Below are 13015 nucleotides of genomic sequence, written 5' to 3'. Positions count from 1 at the left end.
GGGTGGATACTGACATTATTCTGAATTTTCATTTCAAGGAAACGGCAGTACCCGTGATCGGTTCCCTGAATGTCGACCGCATTTGGCCAAAATGCGACGGCGCAATGTGCTGATCTTCAAACCGTTTGAATCGCAACGCACAATTCTTTCCGCCCATTAATGTTGCGTTATGGAACACCCCGTTTTCTGCAACCCTAACATATTGAAAATAAAAATAATACTACCGCAGGTAACGTGCTGGAAAATTTCAGCGCAGCAGGGTTGCGCCCCTTTCTAGAGAAAAGCCCGGCAAGCCCGCGGGAATCACCGCGCATCTACCGGGCTTCATCTTTCAATTCACCGGAAAGTGACGATCAGGAAACTGTTCCGGAACCGGTTTCGCTGGCCGGAAAAAGTTTCCAGTAACGCGGCCGGAATGCGATGCGACTCTTTTCCGCGGCAGGATGTTCGGCTGGAATTTCGATCTCCACCCGCTCGCGTGCGCCGCCTACTTCCAGTTCGACGCGCCGCTTGCCGCCGGAACGGCGGCTGGCCACCACCGTACCTGCGATGCAGCCACCGCAACCATCCAGCAATTCGACATCGTGCGGGCGGAAGAAGAGCTGCGCATCACCATCCGCCACATCCTGGACCGTCAGGCCGATATTGCGATCCACCAGCCAGATTTCGCCCTTTTCGACCCGTACCGGAAGCGTGCTGGACTCGCCTATGAAGCCATAGACGCTGGGGGAATTCGGATTGTCATAGACTTCGTCGGGCGTACCGACCTGCTCGATACGCCCCTGGCTCATCACCACCACGCGGTCGGCGAGCTCCAGCGCCTCATCCTGATCGTGGGTCACGAAAACGGTCGTATGGCCGGTCTTGTCGTGGATCTCGCGCAGCCAGCGGCGCAGTTCCTTGCGCACCAGCGCATCAAGCGCGCCAAACGGCTCATCGAGAAGCAGGACCTTCGGTTCAATCGCCATGGCGCGGGCAAGCGCCACGCGCTGGCGCTGGCCGCCGGAAAGCTGCGCCGGGTAGCGCTTATCCAGTCCCTGCAACTGGACGAGATCGAGCAATTCCAGCGCGCGGCTGCGAATATCGTCACTCGACGGACGGGTCGCGCTTGGGCGCACCTTCAGACCAAAACCGATATTGTCTGCCACCGTCATATGGCGGAACAACGCATAATGCTGGAAGACGAAGCCGACATTGCGCTCCTGCACGCTCTTCTGCGACGCGTCTTCGTCGCCGAAGAAGATGGTGCCTTCGGTCGGTGTTTCCAGCCCGGCAATCAGGCGCAAAAGCGTGGTCTTGCCCGAACCGGAAGGCCCCAGCAAAGCGATCAGCTCGCCGGAACGAATATCCAGCGAGACATTATGCAACGCCGTGAAGCGAGCGAACTCCTTACGCACACCGGCAACACGAACTTCCATTCTCAATCCTTCCGTCTGCCATAGCAGGACTATGCTTTATTTTTGCCGCCGCGCGGCCAATTGCTCGCTTAGATGTCAGTGCCCGTTTCCGCTGCCAGCCAGTTCATCGCCATAACGCAGTTCCAGCGCCGTCTTGATGGCGAGTGTCAGGAGCGCCAGAAAAGCCAGTAGCGACGCCACCGCAAATGCACCGACGAAGTTATATTCGTTGTAGAGAATTTCCACATGCAGCGGCATCGTATTGGTGAGACCGCGAATATGTCCAGAGACAACGGAAACAGCGCCGAACTCGCCCATTGCACGGGCATTGCAGAGCAGCACGCCGTAAAGCAGCCCCCATTTGATATTGGGCAGCGTCACATAGCGGAACGCCTGCCAGCCATTGGCGCCGAGCGAAATGGCTGCCTCTTCGTCGCCGGTTCCCTGTTCCTGCATCAGCGGGATCAGTTCGCGTGCGACGAACGGAAACGTAACGAACACCGTCGCCAGCACGATGCCGGGAACGGCGAACAATATCTCGATGCCGTGCCGTGACAGCCAGGGTCCAAGCAGGCTGTGGCTGGAAAAAAGCAGCACGAAAACAAGGCCTGAAATGACCGGCGACACGGAAAAGGGCAGATCGATCAGCGTCGTCAGCAGTGCCTTGCCCTTGAACTCGAACTTCGCGATTGCCCAGGCGGCTGCGATGCCGAAGACCAGATTGAGCGGCACGGCAATGGCCGCCACCATGAGCGTGAGCCTTATCGCAGCCCAGGCATCCGGCTCGACCAGTGCTGCCAGATATTCGCCTGCTCCCTTGCGGAAGGCTTCAACGAAGACCGCAATGACCGGCAGGATGAGGAAGAGAGCCAGAAAAGCCAGCGCCAGAGCGATCAACGTGATGCGCGTCGGCAGACTTTCGGTGACAGCGCTTCGGCTGTTGCGGGGAGCGGCAGAGGCAGGTTCATTCGCCATGACCATATTTCCTCCGTGTCCACGACTGGATGAGATTGATGAAAAGCAGCATTGCAAAGGAAAGCGCCAGCATCACCGTGGCAAGCGCGGTCGCTCCGGCATAATCATATTCCTCCAGCTTGATGACGATCAGAAGCGGCGCGATTTCCGAAACATAAGGCGTATTGCCCGCAATGAAGATGACCGAGCCATATTCGCCGACGCCGCGCGCAAAGGCGAGCGCGAAGCCGGTCAGGATGGCGGGTTGCAGGCTCGGCAGCAGCACCCGCCAGATGGTCTGGAACCGGGATGCGCCAAGCGTTGCCGCCGCCTCTTCGACCTCGCGGCTGATCTCCTCCATGATCGGCTGGACCGTGCGCACCACGAAGGGCAGACCGATGAAGATCAGCGCAATGATGATGCCCGCCCGCGAAAAGGCGATGCGAATCCCGAACGGAGCCAGCAGGCTGCCGATCCAGCCATTCGGCGCATAGATCGCGGCAAGCGCGATACCGGCCACGGCCGTCGGCAGAGCAAAGGGAATATCGACGATTGCATCGACGAAGCGGCGTCCCGGAAAGCGATAGCGCACCAGTACCCAGGCGAGGATGACGCCAAAGACCACATTGACCAGCGCCGCAATGAAGGCGGTGCCGAAGCTCGTTTCTAGCGCTTTCAATGTGCGCTCGTCGGTGACGAGGCGCCAGAAACCGGAAAACCCGACTTCGGTGGAACGCAGCACCAATGCCGCAAGCGGAATGAGAATGAGAAGGGTCAGATAGGCAACACTGAAGCCGAACGTCAGCCCGAAACCGGGAATGACGCTCGGCTTTCTGAAGTGCGACCCTGCTCTGGCCCGTGCAGGGAGCGAAGACATGCGTTGGTTTGTTCCCTCTTCAGTACTTACTGTTACTGATTGCGCTCGAACTCCGGCTTATTTTCCCGGCTTGTAGAGCTGGTCGAACGTTCCTCCATCGCCAAAATGATAGGGCTGCGCCTTGGCCCATCCGCCGAAAATCGGATCATCGATCGTCACCAGCGTCAAGTCCGGAAACTTGCGCTGCTTGTCGGCAGGAATGATGTCAGGCTTCGACGGACGGTAGAAATGCTTGGCGGCAAGCGCCTGCCCTTCCGGCGAATACAGATATTCAAGATAGGCCTGCGCCAGCTTGGTGGTGCCGTTTTCCTCGGCATTCTTGTCCACCACCGCGACCGGCGGTTCGGCCAGAATGGACTGCGGCGGAACGACGATGTCGAATGCATCCTCGCCAAATTCCGCGACCGAGAGATAGGCTTCGTTTTCCCAGGCGAGCAGCACATCACCAAGCTGACGCTGCACGAAAGTGGTTGTCGAGCCGCGCGCGCCGGTGTCGAGCACCGGCACATGGCGGAACAGTTCGCCGATGTAATCCTTGATCTTCTGCTCGTCACCACCGTATTGCTTGTAGGCCCAGGCCCACGCGGCGAGATAGTTCCAGCGAGCACCGCCAGAAGTCTTCGGGTTCGGCGTGATGACCTCGACACCGTCCTTCACCAGATCGCCCCAGTCCTTGATACCCTTGGGATTGCCCTTGCGCACAAGGAAGACGATGGTTGACGTATAGGGAGCCGAATTGTTGGGCAGACGCTTGCGCCAGTCCTTGTCGATCTTGCCCGAAAGCTCGGCAATGGCATCGATATCGCTTTCAAGCGCCAGCGTAACCACATCGGCCTTGATGCCGTCGATCACCGAACGCGCCTGCTTGCCCGACCCGCCATGGGATGCGCGAATGGTGACAGTTTCGCCGGTTTCCGCCTTCCAGTGGGCGGCAAAAGCGGCGTTGTAATCCTTGTAGAGTTCACGCGTCGGATCGTAGGACACGTTCAGAAGCGTCTGATCGGCAAGGCTTGCCTGAACCGTTCCAGTCAGCGAAGCCGCAGCCACCAATGCTGCCAAAGTGAGTGAAAATCTCGATATCTTCATGACCGCCTCCATGGTTCGTTGGTCAAGACAGTATCAGAGCTCTTTGAAGACAGGATGCCACAAGCCGGTCGTTATTTGAAACGACTTCGAAAAATCTACTCATTTTGTCGGAGAATTCGGAGATAATTTTTCCACCGGCATGTCGAAACACGCCGGCGATAGTATCATTAACTCATGGAGTCGGCGCAGGCCCGGCAACTGGTGAAGTCCGGGTCGGGAGGTTGAGCGTGGTTTCCAGTTGGAGCGGAGGCTGCTTTGGCTCATTCCAGCCCATCGCATTATAGACCGCATAACGCAGGACACCGATTTCCTCATGCAGCGCCACATCCGTCACCAGAAAATACAGGCCCGCCGAAGACATGTTGGTATGCGATCCGGCCAGATAACCCGCCGCAACCGGCTCAGGCTCCACGCCGAAATGGGCCAGATAAAGAAGATCGCGCTTCATCATCGGCGCAGCCTGTAGCAGAACAACCTTCGTTGGCCTGATTTCACGCAGGATTGCTGCCACGTTCCTGGAATTCTGCCAACTGTTGCGGCTTTTCTCGTCAAGCAGGATGGAAGCCGGATCGACGCCGGCCTTTTCCAGCTGTTTGGCAATTGATACGGCTTCAGAAACGCCCGTTCCGGCCACATCGGCACCGCTGGCGATGAACTTGCAGCCGAAGCCCTTCTCAACGCATTGATGGTTCATGGCAACCGCCGCCAAAATCGGGCCGTAAGAGAAGGCAAGCGGTTCAACCACCTTCTGACCGTCTCCATCGACTATCTGGGTTCCTGTGCCGAAGATGATGAAGGCAGTATTGTCTTCAAGCTGCGTTTGCAATTGCGATGAATAGGCCGATTGCAGTCGGCTCATCAGATAGTCGGGCAGAATTGCTGAAGCAATTGCACCATAAAGAACGACCGCGAGGCCGATCAGAACGATTCCGGTCTTACGCCACTTCAAAAAATGAAGGAGCAATCCGACAACAACGCAAGCCACGATTAGAGTAAGTGTCATATGTGATCACTGGACCTTAACATAAATTTCTAAATCAATATCATCCGATATAAGTGCCTGCGATGAGTGCGAACAATCCCAATAATTTCAAGAATAGTCATTCCAGCCCCAAAAGTGAGGCCCGGACTGGGGTTGCGGGGGGCAAGTATTCATCCGGGCCTCGGCCAGTCTGACGACCGGCAGGCTGATAACGGGCGAAACCTGTTTCGGTTGCAGGAAATATCGGCAGCCTGGTGATTATTTTTCACAGCCATATTGCAACCAACTCATGTTCCATCATCGCTCTTGAACGATACCACCGAAGGGGTATCTTCCTGTATCGATCGGCTGACCAGAGGATTTTTCACATGGCATATGGCAAGCGTTACCTCGGTACCCTTTTCTTGATTGCAGCAGGCCCGGCGGCGCTGTTTGCACCGTCCGTTTCAGCGCAGGCTCAGGATGTGAACCCCATCGAGCGGGTCGATTATATCTGCGAACGCGGGGTCGTCGTGCCTGTCACCTATATCCGCAATGGCAGCGCACCTGGATTTGCTGTCCTCGATGCCGAAGGCAAGATGATTGCGCTGCAATGGCACGACAGTCTCAAGAAATATGTCGCCATCGATGAACAGGACAGCTACCGCTGGAACGACAAGGACGGTCAGGCTGTGCTAAGCCATCTCGAAGCTGATCACACCGCCAAGGAAGTGACGCTGCTGTCAGCCTGCCGTTCGGACGACTCGGAAGAATAGAAATCCTGTTATGGGACGAGGTAATGCTTGTCCCACTGGTTCTGTGGCACTTCATCGCCGATATCGTAACGGAACGAAACGATATTGATGTGATCCTCGTCCGTCTTGCAGACGAAGGACAACTTGTACCAGTGCTCGCGGCTGCGGAAGGCAGCGCCATCGGCCTTGATGGAATTCTTTTTGGTCACAGGATCGGAAAAAGCATAGGCCAGAACCTTGTCGACCGAAAACTTCTGTTCCTGCGTGATGCGTTCCATTGCTTCCACGTCGCAACGCTGTTCGAGACGGGTTGCCGGGTCGAGCTTTTCAAGCTGGGCCTTTTCAGAGGCATTCATCGCAAAAGACGGGGAAGCCGCCGTACAGATGAGGAAAAGGCTGGCAATAGCGGACGCAGGCAACAGAACGGACATGAATTTCATCGGACTTTCGGGAACTCCTCGGTACTCACATTATCGGCGGCGATAATAAGCATGATTTGCGGCAATGTACGGATCATCACCGGAAAGTTATCGAAGACCAACCGTAAAAACCGCCATCCCCAAAATTCGTCCCTGCTCATAGACTAATCGTCGCCGTTCGAGCTCAACCCTTCCACATAGGTGCGGTTGCGTCCTTCCTTCTTGGCGGCGTAGAGGACTTTGTCGGCCTTATCGACGGCTTGCCAGAAATCACCCTGCTCCGGCAGACGGACACAGCCGATGCTGCATGTGACGCTGGTTTCCTTTACGAGGCGCTGGAACCGGTGCCTCTCGATATTCTGCCGCACGCCCTCCATGAGCTGGAAGAGATTATCGGCATGCATGTCATCGACACAGATCACGAATTCCTCGCCGCCTGTACGCGCAATCAGTGGCCGTTCGCCGATGAGCTTGCGCAGGATTCCGGCGAATTCTTTCAGGACCGCGTCGCCTGCTGCGTGACCATAGGCGTCATTCAGCGCCTTGAAGTAATCGATATCGCAAACGGCGACCCAGCCCGGAACGCTCTTCTTCGCTTGTGAAAGCGCATTGTAGCGCATTTCGAGTCCGCGCCGGTTGAGAAGCCCCGTCAAGGGATCGCTGTCACGTTCATGCGATAGCTCGCCGATACGATCATAACCGGCAGCCGCCAGCAGGACGAAGCCGGTGATGACCGCTGCAATGGCAGTGGAAAATACCGTCCACTGCCAGAAGACGGTCATCGCGAAATCATCGCCATCGACATCGCCAAGCAGGGAACGGGCAGTCAGAAGCGTGCGCGGCACAAATTGCAATGCCACCAGAACGAGCATGACCAGCAAAAGCTTGTCGACCAGCGGCCCCTTGAACAGGCGTCGCGCCTGCCATGCAAATGAAAGGATCAGCGTCGCCATGCCCAGATTAAGCACATAGACCCGCGACAGAAGATTAGGTTCGATATAGCAGTAATACCAGACACCGCCGACGATGAGCGCGAAGCTCAATATGTAGAATGCAGATGTAAGCCGCAAGCCGCTCCTCTGCAGGATACCATAACCGCCGACCAGCGTGCCCCCGACATAAAATGCGGCGGAAAGCACCGTGTTCAGATTGTCGTTCGCAGGAAAATTGCCGAGCTGTACCAGCATTGCAAGGCCGATCAGCAGGAAACACGCGCCGCAGGACACCAGAAACTTGCGGCCGCGATCGGAAAACCACGCCGAGAAAAAGGCGAACGAGAACAGCAGCAGAACGGCGGGGAGTACGAACTTCATATAGTCAAACACTAAAATACAATTTCTGGGAGAAGTCTTATTGCGTCCTCTCAGGAAAATTACAATTGAGTAAATTGAAAAGCTTTCATGAACCTGCCATGCGTGCCCGGCAGGGCTGCAAGTCGGAGCGCCGCAACCCGCCGCGCTTTCGCTCTTGATTTCATCGGGCCGTCCGTGTTTGTAACCTGCGAACATTGCCGTGATATTGCGCTATCATACGCGCCACGCAGTCCCGTCGCGAAAGGAAGAGACATGAAGCCCGTTTTCCTGCAACTGCAGTGCTCCCCCGGCAAGACCTATGAAGTTGCCGATACGCTCTTTCAGCGCGAAATCGTCTCCGAACTTTATTCCACCAGCGGCGAGTTCGACCTTCTGGCCAAAATCTACATTGCCGAGGATCAGGATATCGGCAAGTTCATCAATGAGAATGTTCTCGACATCCCGAACATCATCCGCTCGCTGACGACACTGACTTTCACCGCCTTCTGATATCGCCTTCCACAACCGGTAAAGGTTTGATTCACCATTAACGAATTATCATGCCGGCGAAGGGAACCTCTGCTTGCGCTCGCGCATTTCTTGCGTGAAGGGCTTACCTCAAAAAGGGAGGCAGCGAGACAAGTGATGAACGATCTTGGACAGCGGCGGGTATTGGTGGTGGAAGACGAGATTTTCGTCGCCCTCGACGTCGCCGCGACTGTCGAGGACGCGAACGGAACTGTTCTCGGTCCGGTCGGCACCGTCCGGCAAGCAATAGATATCATCAATCGCAATGAAGTCGACGCCGCCATTCTCGATGTAAACCTCGCCGATGGCGATGTGGAAGCCGTACTGGACCGGTTGATGAGCCGCCATGTCTTCGTGGTCATTCACACCGGCGGCGGACTACCTGCCCGCCTTGCAGCGCGCTATCCGGAAGTACCCGTCTTCCAGAAGCCGGTCCCGCCATCCGTGCTGACACGCACGCTGGCCTCCGCTCTTGCTTCGCACATGGCTTGACGAGGCAGGATGCGGCCGACATTTCCCGATTTCGCAACCGTGCTGAAAGAAGTCGAGGCTGACACAGGCCAGGCGGACGATATTCGCGGACCGCAATTCGGTTTTGCCTCCGCCGTCTTCTCCGCCGGCCTCGGCGATACGGTATCGGCACAGCACAAGCCAGACGATCTGGAAAACCTTTTCGACATCGAAAACCTGCCAGAGCCGGAATTCCGGCCGGAATCCGGGCCGGAGCAGGAAAGGCAGGCGATAGAAGAGCGCATGCAGAAGCAGTCGCCAGATGCGGTCCGCCAGGAGCTGGAGCTTCGCCCCGGCCTGACACGATCCGAACTGCAACGGCGTCGCCGCAGCTTTGCCGCCAGCAATCATCCAGACCGCCTGCCGGAAGAGTTTCGCCCCGCCGCAGAACAGCGGATGAAAACGGCAAATGCCCTGCTCGACACCGCTATGGCCAGCGCACCAGCTTAACGCCAAGCAACTTCCTTACGTTTTCAGCGCAAAATCTTTTGCCTTATAACAATATCGTGCTAGATTAGCTCGTCTGTGCCTGCGAAAGCTGTCGCACGCCGGAACCCTTTCCGTTGTCTGCAAGCCTGCAAACGGTCCCGCTGCTCTCCCCGTACTCGGGGCAAAATTGGGCGATATGGGGCAATTTGCGCTTTGCTCTACAGGAACGGTTCTGTCATATCGACGTTACAAATTAGAATAGTTCCTAAAAGGTTTGAAAATGCCTCCTTATCGTTCGCGTACAACAACCCACGGTCGCAACATGGCCGGCGCGCGCGGCCTATGGCGCGCCACCGGCATGAAGGATGAGGATTTCGGCAAGCCGATTATTGCCGTGGTGAACTCGTTCACCCAGTTCGTGCCCGGCCACGTGCACCTGAAGGACCTCGGCCAGCTCGTCGCGCGCGAAATCGAAAGCGCTGGCGGTGTCGCCAAGGAATTCAACACCATTGCGGTCGATGACGGCATCGCCATGGGCCATGACGGAATGCTTTATTCGCTGCCGTCGCGTGAGCTTATCGCCGACTCGGTCGAATATATGGTCAATGCGCACTGCGCCGATGCGATGGTCTGCATTTCCAATTGCGACAAGATCACTCCCGGTATGCTGATGGCCGCTCTGCGCCTCAATATCCCGGTCGTGTTCGTTTCCGGGGGGCCGATGGAAGCAGGCAAGGTCGTCTGGGACGATCAGGTCAAGAAGCTCGACCTCGTCGATGCGATGGTTGCCGCTGCCGACGATCATTACACCGACGATCAGGTCAAGGCCATCGAGCGCTCGGCTTGCCCGACCTGCGGATCGTGCTCGGGCATGTTTACCGCAAACTCGATGAACTGCCTCACCGAAGCGCTCGGCCTGTCGCTGCCGGGCAACGGCTCGACGCTCGCAACCCATGCCGACCGCAAGCGCCTCTTCGTGGAAGCCGGTCATCTGGTTGTCGATCTCGCCCGCCGTTATTACGAGCAGGACGACGAGAGCGTACTGCCGCGCTCGATTGCGAGCTTCCCGGCGTTTGAAAACGCCATGACGCTCGACATCGCCATGGGCGGTTCGACCAACACGGTTCTGCATCTGCTTGCAGCCGCTCAGGAAGCCGAAATCGACTTCACCATGGCCGACATCGACCGCCTGTCGCGTCGCGTGCCGGTGCTCTGCAAGGTCGCGCCTGCCGTCGCCAATGTCCATATGGAAGACGTGCATCGCGCAGGCGGCATCATGGGTATTCTGGGCCAGCTCGAGAAGGCGGGCCTCATCAACACCGATCTGCCGACCGTCCATAGTGAAACCATGGGTAAGGCGCTCGATCATTGGGACGTCACGCGCTCCAGTAGCGAGATGGTGCACAAGTTCTATACCGCTGCTCCCGGCGGCGTGCCGACGCAGGTTGCCTTCTCTCAGGAGCGCCGCTTTGACAGCGTCGATTCTGACCGTGAAAAAGGCGTCATCCGTTCCAAGGAACACGCTTTCAGTCAGGATGGCGGTCTGGCCGTGCTCTACGGTAATCTCGCCGAAGACGGCTGCATCGTGAAGACGGCAGGCGTGGACGATTCCATCCTGAAATTCTCCGGCCCTGCCCGCATCTTCGAAAGCCAGGATTCTGCCGTGCTCGGCATTTTGAACGGCAAGATCAAGGCTGGCGACATTGTGCTGATCCGCTATGAAGGTCCGCGCGGCGGTCCCGGCATGCAGGAAATGCTCTACCCGACCAGCTATCTGAAGTCGAAGGGTCTGGGCAAAGCCTGCGCGCTGATCACCGATGGACGCTTCTCGGGCGGCTCTTCGGGCCTCTCGATCGGCCACGTTTCGCCCGAAGCGGCCGAAGGCGGCACGATCGGTCTGGTGCGCGAAGGCGATATCATCGATATCGACATTCCAAACCGTAAGATCCACCTCGCCGTTGATGATGCAACGCTGGCAGAACGCCGCGCCGAGCAGGAAGCAACCGGCTGGAAGCCAGCAGAGGAACGCAAGCGCAAGATTTCGACCGCGCTGAAGGCCTATGCTTCCATGGCAACGAGTGCTGCGAAGGGTGCGGTTCGGAAATTGCCGGATTGATTGAACTAAAAAAGCAAAAGCCCCGCACATGCGGGGCTTTTTCCATTTTATAAACTTTTATTATTGCTGCGCTTTCTCCACAGCAGGCATCAGATCGTTCTTCACTGACTCCGGCGTAAAAGGCCCGACATGCTTGTAGACGATCTTACCTGTCTCATCGACGAGGAAGGTTTCCGGCACGCCGTAGACGCCCCATTCGATGGCTGAGCGTCCGGCGCGGTCGGCACCGACTGCGGCAAACGGATTGCCGAGATCGCCGAGGAAACGGCGCGCATTTTCCGGCTGGTCCTTGTAATTGAGGCCAACCACGCGGATACGTTCGTCCTTGGCGATTTCCATCAACAGCGGGTGCTCCTGACGACAGGGAACGCACCACGATCCCCAGACATTCACCAGTGTCAGCTTGCCCTTAAAATCTTCGCTGTTGAGGCCGGGAACAGGCGCGCCATCGCGCACCAGCCCCTCAACGGGCGGCAGGTTCGTCTGCGGTGCATCCTTGCCGATCAGCGCGGAAGGTATCGTCGTATTGTCCTTGCCCGACAGAAGCTGGACCGCAAACACCGCCGCCAGTCCGACGAAAATCGCCAGCGGCAGCAGGGCAACCCATGTGGAGCGCTTTTTCGGCGCGGCTGGCTTCTCGGTCGTTTCCGTCATTGTGCTTTACCGGGGGCTTTTGCAGAACGGCGGCGCACGCCCTGCGCCTCAAGCCGCTTCAGTTCGTTTTTCTGGATACGCTGATCGATCAATATCCAGCCAATGGTGACGACGAGTGCCGCGACCGTGATGCCATACGAGGCGAGAACAAAGCCGAGGTGATTCACAGCGCGCCCTCCTGTGCCTTGCGATTGCGGTCGGCATTCCGTGCGGCAAGCTTTTTCATCGACGCGACGCGACGGCGCCAGATTTCATTGCGCATGGCCATCATGTGCAGGGTGAAAAACAGAAACGAAAAGCCGATAGCCATCACGAAAAGCGGGCGCAGCATGGATGCATCGATGGTGGGGCCGTCCATGCGGAACACCGAAGCCGGCTGGTGCAGCGTGTTCCACCAGTCGACCGAGAATTTGATGATCGGAATATTGATGAAGCCGACCAGCGTGAGCACGGCCACCGGCCTGGCGCTTTTTGCCGGATCGTCCATGGCGCGCGACAGCGCGATAATGCCAAGATACATCAGGAACAGCACGAAAACCGAAGTCAGCCGTGCATCCCACACCCACCATGTGCCCCACATCGGCTTGCCCCAGAGCGAACCTGTGGCAAGCGCAAGCGCGGTGAAGACGGCGCCGAGCGGAGCGGCGGCGCGGATCGACACATCGGCCAGCGGATGCCGCCAGACCAGCGTGCCCAGCGCCGAAACAGCCATGATCGAGTAGCACATCATGGAAAGCCATGCGAAAGGCACATGGATATACATGATGCGGACCGTCATCCCCTGCTGGTAGTCCTCCGGCGACTGGACGAAGACCATATAGAGGCCAGCCGTCAGAAACAGCACCGAAAGCACAGCCAGCCATGGCAATAGCCTGCCTGCAAAGGCAAGGAACCGCGTGGGATTGGCCAGATCGAGCCAGCTCGTGGTTTTAACGGCGTCTTTGGTCATGTCTTTTTCCATGGCCTATATTTACCTTCCGCCCCCATGCCGTTCAATTGACCGTAATCAACTGCGTCAATCCGCCGAACTTGATCGT

At 57.4% G+C, this 13015-nt stretch carries 15 protein-coding genes; 5 read left to right on the top strand and 10 right to left on the bottom strand.

The features are described 5' to 3' along the window. Nucleotides 1-353: 353 nt before the first annotated feature. From F9K91_RS06805 to F9K91_RS06785, 5 genes are all read right to left on the bottom strand, one after another. Complete coding sequence (locus tag F9K91_RS06805) at nucleotides 354-1418, bottom strand: sulfate/molybdate ABC transporter ATP-binding protein (RefSeq protein WP_151677494.1); 1065 nt, start codon at nucleotides 1416-1418, stop codon at nucleotides 354-356. A gap of 75 nt (nucleotides 1419-1493) precedes the next feature. Beyond that, nucleotides 1494-2372 carry a sulfate ABC transporter permease subunit CysW gene (gene cysW / locus F9K91_RS06800; RefSeq protein WP_412842145.1) on the bottom strand — a complete coding sequence of 293 codons (879 nt, stop codon included), beginning with the start codon at nucleotides 2370-2372 and terminating at the stop codon, nucleotides 1494-1496. After that, the gene (gene cysT / locus F9K91_RS06795; protein WP_010657957.1) at nucleotides 2362-3228 is read right to left on the bottom strand and encodes a sulfate ABC transporter permease subunit CysT; all 867 of its coding nucleotides are present in this window, start codon (nucleotides 3226-3228) and stop codon (nucleotides 2362-2364) included. The genes cysW and cysT overlap by 11 nt, the downstream gene beginning before the upstream one ends. Nucleotides 3229-3285: 57 nt before the next feature. After that, entirely contained in the window at nucleotides 3286-4314 is a 1029-nt protein-coding gene (locus tag F9K91_RS06790; RefSeq protein WP_061344797.1) for a sulfate ABC transporter substrate-binding protein, read from the bottom strand. A 172-nt stretch (nucleotides 4315-4486) separates the two neighbouring features. Then, nucleotides 4487-5317, bottom strand: coding sequence for a YdcF family protein (locus tag F9K91_RS06785; protein ID WP_151677492.1), 831 nt, complete (start codon nucleotides 5315-5317; stop codon nucleotides 4487-4489). A gap of 347 nt (nucleotides 5318-5664) precedes the next feature. Between F9K91_RS06785 and F9K91_RS06780 the strand changes: the two genes are divergently transcribed. Then, entirely contained in the window at nucleotides 5665-6051 is a 387-nt protein-coding gene (locus tag F9K91_RS06780; protein WP_151677491.1) for a hypothetical protein, read from the top strand. A gap of 8 nt (nucleotides 6052-6059) precedes the next feature. Here F9K91_RS06780 and F9K91_RS06775 read toward each other — a convergent pair whose 3' ends face one another. Both F9K91_RS06775 and F9K91_RS06770 read right to left on the bottom strand, forming a co-directional pair. Continuing rightward, nucleotides 6060-6470 carry a DUF930 domain-containing protein gene (locus tag F9K91_RS06775; RefSeq protein ID WP_151556572.1) on the bottom strand — a complete coding sequence of 137 codons (411 nt, stop codon included), beginning with the start codon at nucleotides 6468-6470 and terminating at the stop codon, nucleotides 6060-6062. Nucleotides 6471-6613: 143 nt separating this feature from the next. After that, complete coding sequence (locus F9K91_RS06770) at nucleotides 6614-7762, bottom strand: GGDEF domain-containing protein (protein ID WP_151677490.1); 1149 nt, start codon at nucleotides 7760-7762, stop codon at nucleotides 6614-6616. 252 nt (nucleotides 7763-8014) lie between these two features. Between F9K91_RS06770 and F9K91_RS06765 the strand changes: the two genes are divergently transcribed. From F9K91_RS06765 to ilvD, 4 genes are all read left to right on the top strand, one after another. Next, nucleotides 8015-8251 (top strand): Lrp/AsnC ligand binding domain-containing protein, encoded by a 237-nt coding sequence (locus F9K91_RS06765; protein ID WP_061344792.1) that lies wholly within the window; start codon nucleotides 8015-8017, stop codon nucleotides 8249-8251. Nucleotides 8252-8386: 135 nt separating this feature from the next. Next, nucleotides 8387-8761 (top strand): response regulator, encoded by a 375-nt coding sequence (locus F9K91_RS06760; protein ID WP_061344791.1) that lies wholly within the window; start codon nucleotides 8387-8389, stop codon nucleotides 8759-8761. A gap of 9 nt (nucleotides 8762-8770) precedes the next feature. After that, a complete protein-coding gene (locus tag F9K91_RS06755) occupies nucleotides 8771-9229 on the top strand; it encodes a hypothetical protein (RefSeq protein ID WP_151556575.1) in 459 nt (152 codons plus the stop codon). Nucleotides 9230-9488: 259 nt separating this feature from the next. Further along, nucleotides 9489-11324 carry a dihydroxy-acid dehydratase gene (gene ilvD, locus F9K91_RS06750; RefSeq protein WP_151677489.1) on the top strand — a complete coding sequence of 612 codons (1836 nt, stop codon included), beginning with the start codon at nucleotides 9489-9491 and terminating at the stop codon, nucleotides 11322-11324. Between the two features lie 60 nt (nucleotides 11325-11384). Here ilvD and F9K91_RS06745 read toward each other — a convergent pair whose 3' ends face one another. From F9K91_RS06745 to F9K91_RS06735, 3 genes are read right to left on the bottom strand one after another with little or no spacing between them, the layout of a single operon-like run. After that, nucleotides 11385-11978, bottom strand: a complete 594-nt coding sequence (locus F9K91_RS06745; RefSeq protein WP_151556577.1) for a DsbE family thiol:disulfide interchange protein — start codon at nucleotides 11976-11978, stop codon at nucleotides 11385-11387. Further along, nucleotides 11975-12145: a heme exporter protein CcmD gene (gene ccmD, locus F9K91_RS06740; protein WP_061344787.1), complete on the bottom strand. Its 171-nt coding sequence runs from the start codon at nucleotides 12143-12145 to the stop codon at nucleotides 11975-11977. Before ccmD ends, F9K91_RS06745 begins: the two co-directional genes overlap by 4 nt. Continuing rightward, complete coding sequence (locus F9K91_RS06735) at nucleotides 12142-12927, bottom strand: heme ABC transporter permease (RefSeq protein ID WP_167522184.1); 786 nt, start codon at nucleotides 12925-12927, stop codon at nucleotides 12142-12144. The genes ccmD and F9K91_RS06735 overlap by 4 nt, the downstream gene beginning before the upstream one ends. Between the last annotated feature and the right edge of the window lie 88 nt (nucleotides 12928-13015).

Source organism: Brucella tritici (assembly GCF_008932295.1).
Lineage (GTDB): Bacteria > Pseudomonadota > Alphaproteobacteria > Rhizobiales > Rhizobiaceae > Brucella > Brucella tritici.
Note: the sequence above shows the minus strand (reverse complement) of the source record. Positions and strands in the feature narration are given on the sequence as shown.